This is a genomic window from Xenorhabdus thailandensis (assembly GCF_037996785.1).
GTDB lineage: Bacteria > Pseudomonadota > Gammaproteobacteria > Enterobacterales > Enterobacteriaceae > Xenorhabdus > Xenorhabdus griffiniae.
Genome location: NZ_JBBMXF010000015.1, coordinates 45785 through 63599, shown reverse-complemented (window position 1 = coordinate 63599; position 17815 = coordinate 45785). Strand labels below are relative to the sequence as shown.

Annotated in this window: 16 protein-coding genes and 1 other annotated feature; of the genes, 7 read left to right on the top strand and 9 right to left on the bottom strand. The window is 40.5% G+C overall.

From position 1 onward, the window contains the following. The first annotated feature begins 91 nt into the window (after window positions 1-91). The 5 genes from tonB (at window position 92) to AAC853_RS15340 (ending at window position 4455) form a co-directional block, all read left to right on the top strand. Window positions 92-793, top strand: coding sequence for a TonB system transport protein TonB (gene tonB, locus AAC853_RS15360; RefSeq protein ID WP_340615060.1), 702 nt, complete (start codon window positions 92-94; stop codon window positions 791-793). Window positions 794-1481: 688 nt separating this feature from the next. After that, a complete protein-coding gene (locus tag AAC853_RS15355; protein ID WP_338882391.1) occupies window positions 1482-1958 on the top strand; it encodes a DUF2846 domain-containing protein in 477 nt (158 codons plus the stop codon). An 878-nt stretch (window positions 1959-2836) separates the two neighbouring features. Beyond that, window positions 2837-2974 (top strand): hypothetical protein, encoded by a 138-nt coding sequence (locus tag AAC853_RS15350; RefSeq protein ID WP_340615059.1) that lies wholly within the window; start codon window positions 2837-2839, stop codon window positions 2972-2974. A gap of 173 nt (window positions 2975-3147) precedes the next feature. Beyond that, window positions 3148-3921 carry a Thoeris anti-defense Tad2 family protein gene (locus AAC853_RS15345; protein ID WP_340615058.1) on the top strand — a complete coding sequence of 258 codons (774 nt, stop codon included), beginning with the start codon at window positions 3148-3150 and terminating at the stop codon, window positions 3919-3921. Window positions 3922-4359: 438 nt separating this feature from the next. Continuing rightward, window positions 4360-4455 carry a hypothetical protein gene (locus tag AAC853_RS15340; RefSeq protein ID WP_422824231.1) on the top strand — a complete coding sequence of 32 codons (96 nt, stop codon included), beginning with the start codon at window positions 4360-4362 and terminating at the stop codon, window positions 4453-4455. Window positions 4456-5160: 705 nt separating this feature from the next. Here AAC853_RS15340 and yciA read toward each other — a convergent pair. Together yciA and AAC853_RS15330 are read right to left on the bottom strand one after the other, a co-directional pair. Further along, a complete protein-coding gene (gene yciA / locus AAC853_RS15335) occupies window positions 5161-5601 on the bottom strand; it encodes an acyl-CoA thioester hydrolase YciA (protein ID WP_338882388.1) in 441 nt (146 codons plus the stop codon). A 77-nt stretch (window positions 5602-5678) separates the two neighbouring features. Beyond that, the gene (locus AAC853_RS15330; RefSeq protein ID WP_338882386.1) at window positions 5679-6215 is read right to left on the bottom strand and encodes a septation protein A; all 537 of its coding nucleotides are present in this window, start codon (window positions 6213-6215) and stop codon (window positions 5679-5681) included. A 228-nt stretch (window positions 6216-6443) separates the two neighbouring features. On the opposite strand from AAC853_RS15330, the gene AAC853_RS15325 reads away from it, so the two are divergent. Continuing rightward, window positions 6444-8141 carry a SulP family inorganic anion transporter gene (locus tag AAC853_RS15325; protein ID WP_340615057.1) on the top strand — a complete coding sequence of 566 codons (1698 nt, stop codon included), beginning with the start codon at window positions 6444-6446 and terminating at the stop codon, window positions 8139-8141. A 66-nt stretch (window positions 8142-8207) separates the two neighbouring features. On the opposite strand, the gene AAC853_RS15320 is transcribed toward AAC853_RS15325, so the two are convergent. Continuing rightward, a complete protein-coding gene (locus AAC853_RS15320) occupies window positions 8208-8963 on the bottom strand; it encodes a YciC family protein (RefSeq protein ID WP_340615056.1) in 756 nt (251 codons plus the stop codon). Window positions 8964-10246: 1283 nt separating this feature from the next. Here AAC853_RS15320 and ompW point away from each other — a divergent pair. Beyond that, on the top strand, window positions 10247-10888 hold the full coding sequence (gene ompW / locus AAC853_RS15315) for an outer membrane protein OmpW (RefSeq protein ID WP_338882382.1): 642 nt from the start codon (window positions 10247-10249) through the stop codon (window positions 10886-10888). A gap of 78 nt (window positions 10889-10966) precedes the next feature. Here the strand turns inward: ompW and trpA are convergent, their stop codons facing one another. From trpA to AAC853_RS15285, 6 genes are read right to left on the bottom strand one after another with little or no spacing between them, the layout of a single operon-like run. Then, window positions 10967-11773 (bottom strand): tryptophan synthase subunit alpha, encoded by an 807-nt coding sequence (gene trpA, locus AAC853_RS15310; protein ID WP_340615055.1) that lies wholly within the window; start codon window positions 11771-11773, stop codon window positions 10967-10969. Next, the gene (trpB, locus tag AAC853_RS15305) at window positions 11773-12963 is read right to left on the bottom strand and encodes a tryptophan synthase subunit beta (RefSeq protein ID WP_340615054.1); all 1191 of its coding nucleotides are present in this window, start codon (window positions 12961-12963) and stop codon (window positions 11773-11775) included. Before trpB ends, trpA begins: the two co-directional genes overlap by 1 nt. A gap of 30 nt (window positions 12964-12993) precedes the next feature. Beyond that, on the bottom strand, window positions 12994-14358 hold the full coding sequence (gene trpCF, locus AAC853_RS15300; RefSeq protein WP_340615053.1) for a bifunctional indole-3-glycerol-phosphate synthase TrpC/phosphoribosylanthranilate isomerase TrpF: 1365 nt from the start codon (window positions 14356-14358) through the stop codon (window positions 12994-12996). Further along, window positions 14355-15359: an anthranilate phosphoribosyltransferase gene (gene trpD / locus AAC853_RS15295; protein WP_273557603.1), complete on the bottom strand. Its 1005-nt coding sequence runs from the start codon at window positions 15357-15359 to the stop codon at window positions 14355-14357. Before trpD ends, trpCF begins: the two co-directional genes overlap by 4 nt. Before the next feature lie 43 nt (window positions 15360-15402). Continuing rightward, on the bottom strand, window positions 15403-15996 hold the full coding sequence (locus AAC853_RS15290) for a glutamine amidotransferase-related protein (RefSeq protein WP_340615052.1): 594 nt from the start codon (window positions 15994-15996) through the stop codon (window positions 15403-15405). Further along, window positions 15996-17555 carry an anthranilate synthase component 1 gene (locus tag AAC853_RS15285; protein ID WP_340615051.1) on the bottom strand — a complete coding sequence of 520 codons (1560 nt, stop codon included), beginning with the start codon at window positions 17553-17555 and terminating at the stop codon, window positions 15996-15998. The genes AAC853_RS15290 and AAC853_RS15285 overlap by 1 nt, the downstream gene beginning before the upstream one ends. Window positions 17556-17582: 27 nt before the next feature. Next, window positions 17583-17688: a sequence feature (Trp leader region), on the bottom strand. Window positions 17689-17815: the final 127 nt, after the last annotated feature.

The window sequence follows — 17815 nt, the reverse complement described above, 5'->3', positions numbered from 1 at the left end:
AAATGCAAATCAGGTATAGAAGTTTTTGAATCTTTATTGAATATGATAGTCATTTGCATTTAAACTAATATCTATCTGAAAACTGACTATCATGCTGTTAAGCAAGAATTCTCTTATGCGTTGGATACATTGGCCGATACTACTTTCCGTTTGTTTACATATTTCTATTGCTGCGGCACTTTTCCATGCCACTAAGCTCGAAAAACAGGCAGAAGCTACACCTATGTCTGTTGCCATGATCCAGTTGGCTGCTGAAGAGGCACCTGTCTCCAAACCTGCCGTGTCTGAATCCCTTCCTGAGCCAGAACCTGAACCGGAGCCTGAACCTATTGCGGAAATTGCTCTGCCTAAGCCTAAACCTGAAAAGAAAAAAATCGTCAAAAAAGAAGTGAAGCCAAGAGAGAAAAAGGCAGAAAACACTTCTGAACAACCGCTGAAACCTGTTTCTGATCAAGAAACTCAGATAGCAAAGAATTTGGATGATCAGAAATCGGATCACCATACTATGAGTGAAAAAGCGGGAGTACAAAACGGGCCGAAAGCATTAAACAGGCCAGATCCCGTTTACCCATCCAGAGCACTACAGTTAAGGACTGAGGGAACGGTAAAGGTAAAATTTGATGTTGATGAAAATGGCCGCGTTAAGAATATTAAAATTATTTCTGCCAATCCGAAAAATGTCTTTGAACGTGAAGTGAGAAATGCGATGAGAAAATGGCGTTATGAAAAAATTCCCGCTACTGGGTACATAACGACTATCGAATTTAAAACTACAGGCATTTCACAATCCTAATTGTGCAAAAGTTTCTTTTCTGAACAGGGGATGTAAAGCATCCCCTAACTTCATCAGCAAAATGGATTATGGCTCTGAGTCACTGCTTTCCAACTTGAAATGCCTTTATTTAATCACTATTAATCATTTCCAGTCACGTGCAGTCACATTTTGTTAATTAATATTTTGATTTTTAAGATAATTTAATCCTTTGTTTGTTGTAATCAGAAATAGTCACAAATATTCATTTGGCGTCATGAGAAATTCACGACATTGGTAATAAAGATGATAGTTATCTGTTTAACGTCAGGCTCAATAGAGAGAAATTTGCGTATCTACCAATCAAAAACATAGCTGAATGAGACCCCATAGAATATTTATCAGGCTTTGATGTGCTGATTAACATGGAACTAACAACAAAATGAATGCAATTGAGTTGAGATGGTGACATAAAGCTCCATTAGAGCTTTAAATCGTCTATGATTTATTTGATCAGTGATTAACTTGTTACCTGTATGGCACAGATGAACTGCTTCAAAGATAAGCTGTCAATGCTATTTATGCATTTATTTGGGGTCGTTTTCCTTCATTGATTGGTATAATGAATAAAATTTAACAATGGAGGTAATGAAAAGCTAGGTGTGGGTTGGTTACGGTTTGTTTGTTATCTTTTAATGTAATGGAAAATGATATAAAAAGGTTCTATTTTATGATGAATACTAAAAGATTGCTTTTGTCCGTTTCTTTTTTAAGCGCTTTACTTCTCAGTGGTTGTGCTAGCGTACCTCTTGCAACTGAACAAGAAACAGTAGAAGCTAAAAGTTTCTCTGCTCCAGAGAAGGGCAAATCTGGTTTATATATTTACCGAGACAGTTTTGTCGGCAAGGCTCTAAAAAAAGATATTCATGTTGATGGTAAGTGTCTTGGAGAAACAGCAGATAAAACTTTTTTCTACACACAGGTAGCAGGTGACCGAAACCACAAAATATCTACTGAATCGGAATTTTCCCCTAATGATTTACTCATTTTTACTGAATCTGGGAAAAATTACTTCGTAAGGCAGTACATAAAGATGGGCGTTTTTGTTGGTGGCGCTGATTTAAGTGTATCAACAGAGGAAGAAGGAAAAAAGGTAATATCTAAGTCAGATGTTCGTCTTGCCAAGGAAGGGTATTGTGGTAATTGATTTCCATTATACTAACTAGATTTATGACTCTGGTCAGTCTTTTTATTCCTTTTAAATAACGGCCTCTTATGAGGCTTTTTTTATTGCTTTTTATGTAATAAATAGCGTTTCAAAATGATAGGAGTATTCCTTACCCCGCGCGGAGCGTGGGGGTAAGGAACTCCAACATCTGATACTCTCAGTATTATGAAAACCTATTTATTGTCGCGATTCAAACTTATTACATAAAAACATTATGGAGAAAAAATTAAAAATAAAAAGCTAATCATCATCGGTGCGATTGTTGTATTTGTGATTATGTTTTTTAAGCTCCTGTCAGAAAATCTAGCTTCAATATAATGATACAGCCCCGTAAGGTACTTTTTAATAGCTGCAAAATTTCGTAGTTGGAATGTTATCTTTGAGTGTGCTAGTTAAACACTAAAACGTGTGTAATCCTTTATAAAATTCGGTGAGTACCTGACCTGAATACGTGTCTTAGGGAATTCTCATTCTACAGAGGTTATTATTTTGTTCTTTAAAGCGTAACTCGCGTGTGTCGAAAAAAGTATACGCTATAGGTTTTCTTGGAGCAAGTAATCCTCTAGAATAGGGCTGGTTAATTACAATTAATGCTCTGCCCATGTGGAGAGTCTTTGCCCTTTAATATCACTGTGCTGAAAAAGCACAAACCATCTTAGAATTAATACATTCATAATATTTTATACATAAATTATTATGAAAATAAATAATTCTATAACTTAAGAAGTACCCAGCCTTCACTCATTCCAAAATCTAAGACCATGAAATTAACCTGTGAAATCTGGCTTTTGGCTTCCTATTGAAAGGAGAATATAAATGACTACAAACGGGTCAATATATGATTGGAGAATTGACTAATGATCACTGAAACTTATGTTCGTGCACGTATTGGTGCGGAGACTAAAGCCCGCTTCGTTGGGATTTTTTTATCAGCAGAAAACTTTAAATTTACACTCCAGCAGATTACTTACTTAGCGAATGGTAAGATTTTATAATGCGATGCCCTATATTAATGCGTATTAATAGTAATGTGTCTGCATCTAATTGATATAAAAATCTGACTTAAGTAATATTAATTGGCTATTTGTCAGTGGATTGAAATGACCTTGAACTTTAACGATGATAAGTGAGGAAATGATGTCTGATGTTAATAAGCTAGTGAGTAATGATGCTGATAAAAAGTGTTTATTTGACCCTGAACAATACAAACCGAAAGTTAAGATTGATAATTGATATAGCTGCACCAGAAGGCTCTTTTCCGTGGGCTATGATTAAAGCGTACTTAGGAAATAAAGTATATCGTAGTAATTGGGATTTTCCTGTTGAATACATACGCCTTGCAGGCATACCTGATAATGATCCTTATATTGAAAAACATAAGCCGGAAAACACCACATCTTGGAATCCAGCTCAAAAAGATTTGGTTGCTTGTGATTGGCAGGTAATGTGTCCAGACGATAGTATGTTGTCTTTTGATCTTACTTTAGGTACTAGGACTTACGGTGATGATGGTGTTAATACCGGCTCATTTGGTCAAGATTGGGGATATATGACGAACAAAGGGCAGCGAGAGCAAGATGAACAAATTTTTGGAACTTTGACTACGGATCAAAAAAATAAAACAGATATTGCAAATGTTTTATCATTCTTTTGGGAAGAGCGTGTTCATTTAGGTACCTCAGAGACTTTGCGATTTAGAGTATCTTCCAGCAAAGCTAATTATCAGAATATGCTGAATTTAATGCAAAAAGCGCTTTCCGTAATTGTCGATGGTGTGTCTTATCATGTTGGTGTGCCTACTTCTTCTTCCTATCCAACTAACGATAACATCAACGATTGGTACACGTACACTGCTTATTATCGAAGTGATGATGCACAAAAATTGAGTACTATATTGAAACAAAGAAATACAATTAAGACTTTTTGCTTCAACTGGAAATAACTCACCCAAATCTGCATACTAAATTCAAAGCCGCGTTCTGGCGTGGCTTTTTCTATATCTATCGCCTAGTACGGTTTTTTATTTTATAGATATTTATATGGCTGTTGACGTATGTAAGTGCCAGTGGTGAATTTAAGCATCGCATTAAAACGTAACCTAGAAAGTCAGTCATGGTCTTACTCTTATATCGGCATAAAAGGGGAAGTCGCTCCAATCTTTCAGTTTATTCGTAGAGACACTTTGAGATCATTCATTTGGACGACTCCATACGGTGAGAAAAAACTATATCGGGTCAAGGCAGACGCAATAATTATGATCCCCATGTCTGGTGGGGCATGAGAATTAGCTATATTTGATGAACAGGCACATTGCGTATGAAAATTAATACAGATTTTCAACGCTTGGAAGCAGGAAATAAAATTCTATTGTTTGCTATTGATGGCTCAGGCGTATGTGACTATTTGTATAACATTTGCACATTATCTGGATGCGCGAAATTTATCCGAAGGCAATCCAGAAGCAGATCTCACGTAGCAAAAGATTGATGTTTTCTATATCCGCTCCGTTTTGGTCTTTGGCTAGTTGAATATTGGCATTTTGATTAGCTGTATTCGCTAAATCATACGCCGCTTTTACTGCTTTTGGTAATTGCTACCAGAATCATTGCTCAGGACAACAAATCCTTTATCTTTCAGTGTTGCATCTGGATGATTGCGGTTTTGAGGTGGCTGATGAAATTTAGTACAGTAAACGTGGAGGTTTCTCCGTCTTTAATTTAGCACGCTTCTGTTTCAAACGGAGGTATGAAATTACCGTGGTCTTCACTTTGGCTTACCTAATAATTTGGGGGGTAGTTCCAATCGGACGAATGTTTGACTAATTATACATCAGCTGAAATTTTAGCTGATGGGTGTGTGAAAAATTTCTCGAATCTTAAAGATAATCGGAATTTCCATCATGGCTCAGATTTGAGTTATATACGGGAACTATAGGGATTTCCCGATTTCAAATCGGAAAATTTTTTAGATGATCACCCTGAGAGTTAAAGGGCAGATGACTGCCCTGTGTGTGGTGATAGTGATTTCCTTTTTATCCTTACCTATGACCTGAACTTCCTCTATCTAACGTACGTAAAATCCATTGCTATGTGCTATAGCGAGTATGTTTTCTGTTTGTACATAGGTGTGAGCATGTGTGGTTTTTATGCGTTTTGTATTTTATTTAACATTTTGTTTTAATTTAATTATTGTCAATTTCACTGCTTTCCAACTTGAAATGCCTTTTATCTTCAGGCAAAGGACGGGAAGTATTATTTTCATCAACGGCAACATAGGTGAAAACGGCTTCTGTAGCACGGTAACGCTGGCCGACTGGCTCAGAAGCCACTTTTTTCACCCACACCTCAATATGAATGGTGATGGATGAATTTCCCGTTTTGAGACAACGGGCATAGCAACATACGACGTCACCTACCGCAACCGGTTTCAGAAAACTGATGCCATTTACGCTAACAGTCACTACGCGCCCCAGAGCAATCTCTTTTGCTAAAATTGCGCCGCCAATATCCATTTGAGACATCAGCCAACCACCGAAAATATCCCCATTGGCATTAGTATCAGCAGGCATGGCCAGTGTACGGAGAACCAATTCTCCGTTTGGTAAGCATTGTTGTTGTGTCATTAGAAAACTTGCTTTATTTGGTGAATACAACAATACCTGCCGCTGCATCGGCAGGTATCCATATGAAGGTCATTATATTATTTTTGTTCGCGAGGCAGATGACGGTAGATATATACCACACTCAATACAGTAAAAACTAGTGTCAATGCCGTTAACCCGAACACTTTAAAGTTTACCCAAACATCCTGGGGTAGCCAGAAAGCGACATAAATATTTGCTAATGCGCAGGCAACAAAGAAGATCGCCCAAGCTATATTCAGTTTGTTCCAGACAAAATCAGGCAATTCTAACTCTTTGCCTAACATCCGTTGAATTAACGGCTTTTTCATCACCCATTGGCTAATAAGCAGTACCAGAGCAAAAATGGCATAAATGACAGTCACTTTCCATTTAATAAATAAATCGCTGTGGAAAGCCAGTGTCAGAGTACCGAAAACAGCAACCATAACAAATGTAATTAAGGAGGACTTTTCAACTCTACGATAAATGAAGTAAGAAATGACAACAGCTAACCCTGTTGCTGCAATCAAGGCACCAGATGCATAGAAAATGTCGTACATTTTGTAGATGACGAAGAAAACGACTAGTGGCAAAAAGTCTAAAAGTTGTTTCATAAATTGAATCCATTGTGAAGTCAATGATGGCATGTTTTTAAATTTGTGCCAGAGTGTACCAGATCTCAATGAAATGGTTTATTTATCAGGTAAAAAACATTTTTCATCTGTTTAGGTAATTTTATCACAATGAGCGACAAGCTAAGTGTGGGAAAGGGGAAGTTTGTGAGTTTCCATTTAGTTACGCATTATAACTAAGTTTCATTTTCACAAAAGGACATAAAGGCTATGTTGTGGGAAAGATTACATCGCTGGATGCCTGGCTTGGGAAATATCTGTCATTACCGTAGAGAATATTTCAGTCATGATATGCGGGCGGGTCTCTCTGTTGCTGCAGTAGCATTGCCTGTTGCGATTGCTTATGCTGAATTAATGGGGATCAGCGCCATTATTGGTTTATATGCCTGTATCTTACCGATGTTTGTGTATGCGTTGTTCGGTACTTCACGGCAGTTGATTGTTGGGCCAGATGCTGCAACGTGTGCTGTTATTGCTGCTGCTGTTACACCGTTGGCATTGGGAAATGAGAATGTGCGTTGGCAGCTTGCGATAGTGATGACGTTAATGACAGGATTTTGGTGTATTTTGGCCAGCCATTTTCGTCTGGGCGCTTTCGCTGATTTTATATCTCATCCCATTTTGAAAGGCTTTATTAATGGTGTTGCGATTACCATTATCGCTGATCAGTTGGCTAAAGTTTTTGGGCTGTTTGGGTTGCCGGTGGAATTGATTGAACGATTGATTGCATTTCCCCATAAGTTGTTAGAATCTCACTGGCCGACAGTAGGAATATCAGTCATGACGCTGCTGGTACTGCTTAGTGTAAATTTTCTCCGTCCGAGTTGGCCTGCGCCATTGGCGGCCATGATCGTATCGACTTATATCAGTTGGCAATTTGAACTCAGCCAATATGGTATCCAGATTGTGGGGAGTATGGGGAATGGTTTGCCTGTGGTTCCTATACCTGAATTTGAAATCGGTATCATACGTGATTTAGTGGTTCCTTCCATTAACTTAGCGGTGATCAGTTTCGTCAGTTTTATGATGACTGCTCGTAGTTTTGCCAGTAAAAATGGCTACCAAGTCGATGCAGATTTGGAACTTAGGGCACTAGGTATTTCTAATATCGCTTCGTCATTGTCGCAAGGTTTTGCTGTTAGTGCTGCGGGTAGCCGTACTGCGGTCAATGACGCGCTAGGTGGTAAAACGCAAATGGTTTCGGTGATAGCAGCCTGTGCTATTTTGCTGGTATTGCTATTTATGACAGAATTTTTGGTGTATATCCCCCTGTCATCCCTGGGTACTGTTTTGATCTTTTCCACTTGGTCTTTATTGAGTTTAAAAAATCTTTGGGCTTATCGAAAACGTAATCGTCAGGCTTTTACGCTGTCAATTTTTACGTTAATTGCTGTTTTGCTGGTCGGGGTAATCGATGGTATCGGTTTTGCCGTTTTGTTGGGATTATTGCAATTTTTGCGAATAGTTTTTCGGCCTTCGGATCAACTGCTGGGCGTGAATGACCAAGGTATGGTTCGTTCCATTCATAAGCATAATGATATCAAACCGGTAGATGGCATTATGATGTACCGCTTTAACTCTCCACTCACTTATTTTAACGTTGGATATTTCAAAAAACGGGTATTACAGCATGTGAATAGTGCTGCAAATGATCCTGTGTGGTTAGTGGTGGATGCGACGGTCAGCTTTACCTATGATGATGTCAGTGTTTTTGCCGTATTGGATGAGTTAATCACAGAATTAAAAGAGAAAGGTGTAACATTGGTTTTGGCAGGACGCAGGACAGAACTGAAGCGTTGGATTAAACAAAACAAATTAAGTCGTAGCGATAAAGATTTGCTAGTTGTGCCGGATCTCTATTTTGCTATTCGTTTAATCCAAAGTAAGCAGCAAGTTGAGGAGAAATAATTGAGGTTCATTTTTCGGCAGTTCACCTCGCTGCATTGCAGTGAGGTGAACTATGTTAGGTGATTATTACATACCGTTTGTGGTTTTATTTTGTGGCCTGACCAACATATACAAGCGGAATAGGTAAATCAGTAATAGGGATGATAACAGATTATCTAGCGTTGTTAACAACATATCAGGCATTTTTGCCAATATAAGGACCAGTATTAGCTTGGTAATAAGCCATAGCAGTATAGCTGGGAGCAACAAGCGTATATTACCAAATGCTAACTTCCAACTATTTTGCATGGCTGCAAAAACACTTTTGCCTTTTTCAAACAAAAAGATAGGAGCCAGTGAGAATGCAATAGAAAACAGTACGCCAGGCAAGATCATTACAGCGTAACCGATTTGAATCAACAGGGTACAGATAAACATTAGCAAAAACATCTTAGGTAATCGTGTTATTGATAATGTACTGGCATGAATGGCACTAGTTTGCTGACCGCAAGAGATAGCATTGATGAGTACCAGCATACTGGCTGTTAGCAGGGTGTTACCAAATATGTTGGTAAATAAAACCCCGAACATTGTGCGCATTAACATGAATTGCTCATCTGGTGTTAATTGCATCACGAAACGCTGGATCCCCGTATTACCGGACTCTCTGACTATATTTTGCAACTCGGCCAATAAATTGAGTTGTTCCTCATTTGGTATGAGTAAATACCCCAACAGTGTTGTCACCAACGTGGCCAAGACAGAGAGGATGACGATATTCAACCATTGATTCTTTAAAAAATTGATACTGTCACGATACAGGGTATTTGCCGTGATGGGCATAAAAGTGGCTCCTATCAAATAAAACAACAATAGTGCACAATTGTACCTTGTTGGCCTAGTGGAAGCGAAGCTGTAAAATATAACATTTGGCTTTTTTAAACCATATTAACACGATACACGACTTAACTGGATGTGGTATTGGTCTCAACAACAGGCCTTACTCGAATGCCAAAAAGAAGGAACCATAAAATCCCTCCATTCACGAGGAAAAGTCCCTTTTCTGAGTGATGGAGATTGTAATTGAAGAAACCTGGCAATATGTATATATATTTGTGAAAAATATCCTTCTGCAACATTCTATCCTACCGAGCCGAAACCGAAATCCATTATTAACTCATGGTTGAGCTATGCTCTTACTGACCTCGAGTCTCCAGTGTGGAACTTATTGAAACAGCATTTTGCGCTTGTCCAGAAAATCAGCGAAACCTAGGACTCATAGATTACGCCAAAAGCGAAGCAAACAGAGCAGTTAACCAAATCAGGCTAAATGAAGGTTACGAATGGATAACAGGCCCTAACTTTACGTTAGCTGATATCTTCGTGACACACACTCTTTTGTGGGCAAAATTATGTGGTATAGCTATAAGTTCAGAAATAAAGGATTACATGGACAGAGCCATTGGTGTCGACCTGCATATCTGAAGGCTCAGGAAAGAAATAATCGTTAAAAATGATAAACGAGTGGTGGTTGTGGCTATTCGTTTTATTTATGTTGTGTCTTTGGGTTAAAAAATATACTTAGTGTGGGATGTTTTCCATTTTTCAAGCGAACCTCTATTATATCAGTTAATTAATACTGCATTTTCGGGGGTTCTTATACACAGACGCATTAACAGATATCGTCAAATTGTAGCTTTGCTCCCACTGGGCCTTGTTGAGGCTAAGAACTCTAATACTTGATCCTGTATCTTGAGGTTGTTGGGGGGAAGAATTCTTTTTTTGCCAATCCTCCTCAGTGTAGATTTTATATAAATGATCAATTTATTAAATTTTTGTTAATAAAGGATAAGAGCATTAAATAAAGATATATGATTTATATTATTATTTATTGTTATTCATTCAAAAGTTGATACCAAGATATAAATCGTGAATGGTATTAAAATTAATACGCAGATAATTTTGATTTGGATCAATTTAAAATACCCAGTAAATGAAATAATAAAACAGTAATAAATACCTTATTTCGCCAAAGATCTTTAAAAGATGTGATCTGCCTTAGATCATAATAGTAAACAAACGTGTATATTTCTGACTGTTTTAAAACCACACAAATGGGATGGATAATGAAAAAGATTTCTGCGCTTGTATTGGCTGCTGCTACGTTAGCCCCGTCATTGACTTTTGCCCATGAAGCAGGTGACTTCCTGTTTCGTGCAGGTACAGCAACGGTAAGGCCGCATGCGGGTTCTGATAATGTATTAGGATTGGGATCTTTTGGTGTCAATAATAATACCCAGTTGGGTTTAACTTTTGGTTACATGATTACTGATAATATTGGTGTTGAATTATTGGCAGCGACACCATTCCAGCATAGGGTCAGTTTGCCGGGAGCGGGTGAAATCGCTGAAGTTAAACATTTACCACCAACGCTAATGGCACAATATTATTTTGGTTCATCAGAAAATGAATTTCGTCCTTATGTCGGGATTGGTATTAACTACACGACTTTCTTTAGCGAAAAATTTAGTAATAATGCAACCGTGAAGGCCGCTAATTTAAATAGCTTAGATCTGAAAGATTCTTGGGGTATCGCTGGGCAGGTTGGCCTGGATTATCAACTGAACAAAAACTGGATGCTGAATACTTCGCTTTGGTGGATGAATATTGAAACTGATGTGAAATTCAAAACTGGTGATGTAGATCAAAAATATAAAACCCGTCTTGATCCGTGGGTCTTTATGTTCGGTGTTGGTTATAGTTTCTAACTAAAGCTACGTATGTGTTTGACTGTGATATAAGAGAGAACCAATGGGGCGTAATTGCCCCATTTTTTGCTAGTGGGCTTACAATTGTGTAGCGTTTTTCATGGCACGAACAAAATCCATTAATTTTTCCAGCATGATATTGGGTTGATGTAAGTTATCTTCAATAATTCTGACAACAGCTGAACCTGAAATTGCCCCCGCAGCACCACCATTGAGAGCCGTTATAACTTGCTCTGGCTTTGAAATGCCAAAACCTTGTATAGCAGGGGCTGCGTGATATTCTTTGAGTTTATTGACAATATGGCTAAGTGGTTGTTGAGCACGATTTTCACTACCAGTTACTCCCGCTCTTGATAGCAGATAGGTATATCCCCGTCCAAATGAAGCAACTTCACGTAATAAATCATTATCTGCATTTGGGGGACAAATAAAGATCGGGGCAATATCATGCTTTATGGCAGCTGAATGGAAAGGCGATGACTCGGATAACGGTACATCAGCCACAAGAACGGAATCAACACCGGCATCTTTGCAGCGACGATAAAATTCATCAATGCCATTGTGAAAGACGAGATTAGCGTAAACTAACAGGCCAATGGGTACATCAGGGTATTTAGCCCGAATTTTAGCCAGTAGGTCAAAACATAATGTAGGCGTGACCTTGGATGATAACGCGCGCAGATTGGCATTTTGGATAGTTGGGCCGTCAGCCAGGGGATCTGAGAACGGAATACCCAATTCAAGGGCGTCAGCACCACCTGAAATTAAGGTATCAATAATTTCCAATGATAATTCAGGATTAGGATCACCAAGGGTGACAAAAGGAACAAAAGCGCCTTGGTTTTTGTTTTGCAGCTTCTTAAAAAGTTGTTCGTAACGTCCCATCAGATTTCCCCCCTGGATTTTAAAATATCGTGAACGGTAAAGATGTCTTTGTCACCACGGCCAGATAAATTGACAATTAATAGTTGTTCCTTGTCTGGAGATTCATGGATCATTTTCAAGGCGTAAGCCAACGCATGAGAAGATTCCAGTGCCGGAATAATACCTTCATTGCGTGAGAGTTCCTGGAAAGCATCCAGCGCTTCATCATCAGTAATTGAAACATAATCGGCTCTACCGATACTGTTTAAATAGGCATGTTGTGGACCAACGGAAGGAAAATCTAAACCCGCCGAAATGGAATAAGATTCTTCAATTTGCCCATCTTCTGTCTGCATAATGGGGGCTTTCATACCAAAGTAAATTCCCAACCTTCCGTGTTTCAATGGGGCACCATGTTCTCCAGTTTCAATACCATGCCCCGCAGGCTCAACACCAATCAAGCGGACATCATTTTCTGGAATAAATTCAGCAAATAAACCGATGGCATTTGAACCACCACCAATGCAGGCAATGACTGCATCAGGTAAGCGGCCTTCTTTTTCCAGAATTTGAGCTTTGGCTTCTTCACCAATCATACGTTGGAACTCTCGTACCATTGTCGGATAGGGATGAGGGCCTGCGGCAGTGCCTAATAGATAATGTGCTTTCTCATAGCAACCTGACCAGTCACGCATTGCTTCGTTACAGGCATCTTTCAAGGTTGCCGAGCCGCTGTGGACAGGGATCACTTCGGCACCCATCAAACGCATACGAAAAACATTGGGCGATTGGCGTTCAATATCTTTTGCTCCCATATAAATACGGCATTTCAGCCCCAATAGCGCACAAGCTAGCGCGGTGGCGACGCCATGTTGACCTGCGCCTGTTTCAGCAATAATTTCATGCTTTCCCATGCGTTTTGCCAACAATGCTTGCCCTAAGACCTGATTGGTTTTGTGAGCACCGCCGTGAAGCAAATCTTCACGTTTTAGATATAAACGTGTTTTTGTCCCTTTCGTCAGGTTTTGACACAGCGTTAAGGCAGTAGGTCTGCCTGCATAGTTTTTCAATAGATCCTGAAAAGTATGCTGAAATTCAGGATCTTTCTGTGCATCAATAAAAGCATCTTCTAATTGGTTAAGTGCAGGGATTAAAATTTGTGGCACAAATTGCCCGCCAAAGTCGCCAAAATAAGGATTCAATTTACTCATTATTCTACTCATCCATTTTTATCTGAAAAATTAGTGATAACAGCGCAATTGTTGAAACACCTGCTTGATTTTCTGGTTGCTTTTGATACCCGGAGACACTTCAACGCCTGAGTTAAAATCCAGTCCATAACAGCCAAGTGTTGCTGCCAGTTGGCAGTTTTCAGCATTCAGGCCACCCGCCAGAAAACTGTTATGCTGAATTAATGGATTAATTAATTGCCAGTCAAATGGTTTTCCCGTTCCACCGGCGCCGTTATCCAACAGTAAGTGATCAACGTGAGGTATTACGGAAACGTCCTCAGCCTTAGACATATTGATGGCTTTCCAAATTTCACAATGTTCAGGTAGTACTGAGCGCAGGGCGTTGATGTAGTTTTCATCTTCACTTCCGTGCAGTTGCACTGCGGTGAGTGAAAGCCTACGGGCAGTATTATTGACAAAATCAATGGGTTGATTTTGAAACACACCAACATATAGCAGAGAAGCTTCATTGATGATTTGTTGAGCTTTTTGCAGACTGATTTTGCGCGGTGATTTTTCGGCAAAAATTAAACCACCGTAAACGGCACCCATTTGCAACGCAGCTTTGGCATCCTGTGGGCGAGTCAAGCCACAAACTTTGTTGTCACCCAAAATTAGGCGTCGTAAGGCGAGATCTAAATTTTGTTGTGCCATTAAAGAACTACCGATAAGAAAACCATTGGCAAATTGGCTTAATTCTCGCACCTGACGATGCTGGTGGATACCGGATTCACTAATGACGATGGTGTCTTCAGGTAAGCCCACCGACAATTTACGGGTACTCCCTAAATCAATGGACAAATCACGGAGATCCCGATTATTGATACCAATAACTTTTGCGCCCAATTTAATTGCCCGTTGCCGTTCATCTTCATTACTGACTTCGGTCAATACACCCATATCAAGACTGTGGGCCAATGCCGATAATTTACGATATGTATCATCATCAAGGACAGACAGCATCAGTAAAATAGCATCAGCTTGATAATAACGGGCAAGATAAACCTGATAGGCATCAATAATAAAATCTTTGCACAAAACAGGTTGATGGACAGCAGAACTGACCATGGCGAGAAAATCATAACTGCCCTGAAAGTATTTTTCATCGGTCAGGACAGAGATTGCAGCGGCATAAGGTTGATAAGTTTTAGCAATATGGACGGGATCGAAATCTTCGCGAATCAATCCCTTTGACGGGGATGCCTTTTTGCATTCCAAAATAAAAACGGTTTGCTTATGAGTCAAGGCTTGATAAAACCGACGATGACTTGGAACGATATCATCAATAAAACTCTCCAGCGGTTGCTCTGCTTTACGAGTAATCAGATATGCCGCTTTATCTTCAACAATTTTCTGTAATACGCTGGTTTTCATGATCTGGTCCTTGCTGCCAATGCCGTTACTTTTTCATAGGCCTGGCCGCTGTAAATAGTATCGAGTGCTAATTGAGTATTTTCCCGTAGGTCTTCTTGCCCGTGAATTTTCATTAACAGAGCCACATTGGCTGCTACGGCATGAGCATGGGCTTGGTTTCCGTGACCTTGTAACAACATTGCCAACATGTTGCGGTTTTCTTCTGGTGATCCACCTTGCAGTGACGATATTGGATGGTTTGGCAAACCAAAATCTGTTGCTGTTAATTGATATTGGCGAATTTCACCGTGATTAAGCTCTGCAACATAAGTTGGTGCATGTAAGGCAACTTCATCCATTCCTCCGCTGTGTACAACGGCAGCGCGTTGATAACCTAAAGCGTGTAAGGTATGGGCTATGGGTTCAACTAATTCAGGGTGATAGACGCCGATGAGAGACACAGGAGGACGCGCTGGATTGATCAACGGGCCAAGTACATTAAATAGTGTTCGGGTTTTTAGTTGCTGGCGTACTTGCACCGCATGACGGAATCCACTGTGATATTGGGGGGCGAACAGGAAACAGACACCAATTTCATCCAAAGCCTTGCGTGATTCTTCGGCTTGAGCATCTAATGCAATGCCGAATGCAGCTAATAAATCAGATGATCCAGACCGACTGGAAATACTGCGATTTCCATGTTTTGCCACCTTAAGGCCACAGGCAGCAGCAATAAAGGCGCTGGCTGTTGAAATATTGATGCTATTGGAACCGTCTCCACCTGTGCCGACGATATCACAAAACGTGTAATCAGGGCGAGGAAAGGGGGCTGCGTTTGCCAGGAACGCTTGGGCTGCGCCCGCAATTTCTTGTGGCTGCTCGCCCCGCAGCTTCAGGCTAATTAATACAGCAGCCAGTTGTGTATCGTTCAGCTCACCATGAATAATGGCGGTGAATAGCTGCTGGCTTTCTTGTTGTGTCAGTGCCTGAGCACTGAATAATTTGTCAAAAATCAACTGCATCTTCCCATTCCTTTAAGTTGAGTGCTTTTAATTCGATACTCATCTATCTTTGAAATTGTGAGTTCAATGCCCAGGCTAGAGTTTGTTCAAGGAGTTTGGCTCCCTGTGTAGTTAAAATAGATTCGGGATGGAACTGAAAACCACAAACTTTGTGCTCATCATGTCGCACAGCCATCACAATATCACCGCATGAAGCAGAAGCAGTCAGTTCTGCCGGAGTATGCACAGCGGCAAGAGAATGGTAACGGGCGACAGACAAAGGATTTGGGAGGCCGGAAAACATATTTTTCCCATCATGGATGGCCGGTGTTGCTTTGCCATGCAAAATTTCCTGAGCAGCAGAGATTTTTCCTCCGTAAGCTTCAATAATCGCCTGATGTCCAAGACAAATTCCGATTATCGGGATCTGGCCTATTACTTGTTTAATCAATGCGGGCATACAGCCTGCTTCTGAGGGTTTCCCCGGACCTGGGGATAACATTAAAAGAGGAGATGCCATCTCATTAAGTTTGGCAATAATGACGTCTGCTGGCACGGTATTACGGTAAATAACAACATGGTGACCATGAGTACGCAGTTGATCCACAAGGTTATATGTGAAGGAATCTACATTATCGAGTAAAAGAATATTTGCCATCAGAATGTCACCTCCATATGATGCGCTTGTGCAATGGCGCGAATAACGGCTCTGGCCTTACTGTGAGTTTCATCTACTTCTGACTGAGGAATGGAGTCCAGCACCACACCGACTCCAACTTGAATGGTGGCCTGATCGTGTTCCACATAGGCGGAACGGATCACTATGCAGGTATCAAAATCCCCTTTGCCCGTGAAGTAACCGACGGCTCCGCCATAACTGCCACGTCGTACACCTTCATATTCTGCGATGAGTTGCATCGCCCGAACTTTAGGGGCTCCCGTCAATGTACCCATATTCATGCTGGCTTGATAGGCGTGGAAGGCATCTAAATCATGCCGGAGTGTGCCGACAACACGGGAAACCAGGTGCATAACAAATGAATAACGATCGACTTTAGTTAAATCGGCGACATATCGACTGCCCGGTTCGCAGATACGGGCTAAATCGTTGCGAGCTAAGTCGACTAACATCACATGCTCAGACATTTCTTTCGCATCCGTGCGCATTTCCAGCTCAATTCGGCTATCAAGATCGGCATCCAATTTTCCGTTATTATCACGTCCACGTGGTCGAGTACCGGCTATCGGATAAATTTCGATTTGGCGGTTATTGGCATCATATTTGAGAGCACTTTCTGGTGAAGCCCCAAACAGGCAAAAATCCTGATCTTGCATAAAAAACATATAAGGGCTTGGGTTTTGTTTTTTCAATACATGATAAGCGTTCAGCGGAGAAGGGCATGGCAAGGTGAAACGACGCGATGGAACGACCTGAAAAATATCCCCTTGACGGATAAATTGCTGTAGTTGCTGTACGATATTTGCGTATTGTTCATCACTTTGGTTACAGCCGACAGTAATATTGGGTAATGTGACAGGTAAGAGTGGCTGAAGCGGGGCTGAAATGGCTGTAACTAAGGTTGCTAAACGCGCTTTAAGGCGCTTTCTTTCTGAATCGGATTCGCCAAACAATGAAGTTTGCAGACGTGAATGTTTATCTTGATGATCGATCACTAATAGCGTTTCTGCGAGATAAAAACAGAAATCAGGGCAACGTTGATGAGCTTCTACTTTAGGTAATGGTTCAAACCCGGCGACTAAATCGTAAGCAAACAATCCACCAACAAAAATGGCATCGGGATTTTCTGAAAAGGCGGCTAATGCTGCCAGGGCACGCAATGCATCAAAAACTGAATCGGATTTTAGCCGGCTATCTTCATCCAGATTGTGCCCAATGGCCGGAAACCGTGCTCGCATAACCTTCAGTTCTACATCTAATTGAGCTTTACCTGATAGTAAGTTGATGAGTATAGGGATCAGGTTTTGGCCGTTTTCAGTGAGTGCCTCAAAAGTAACTTGACGCCCGTTGGCCGTGATGCGCATGGCACTATCAATGATCAAGATGCTTTTGAGATTCTTTTTACTGTGAATTTCAGCAGAGTCCAGTAATAACGTTGCTGGGCGATTACTACAAAGTTGATGAAAAAGCAGTGTTGGATCTGTCTGGTAGAGAGTATCTACCTGATTTATAGAAATATTAAATTCTTTGCCAGTCATCTTCATACCCCGTTTCTAATCTTTACGCATAAAAAACCCGCCTCTTAGGGCGGGTTTTGGCACTTGCATATCTATTCTTAACTTATGTGCGTGAGCCAACCGCCCTGATTGGGAAGTTGTGCCACCAACGCATTGACTGCTTAGTTTGCATAGATACGCTCATTTTGAGTGCCTCATCGGTTCAATGTTTTTTTGATAAAGGTTTTTTTAGTATAGACTGTTTCAGCTAACCCTCGTACTAGTAAACTGGTTCGTGGTTT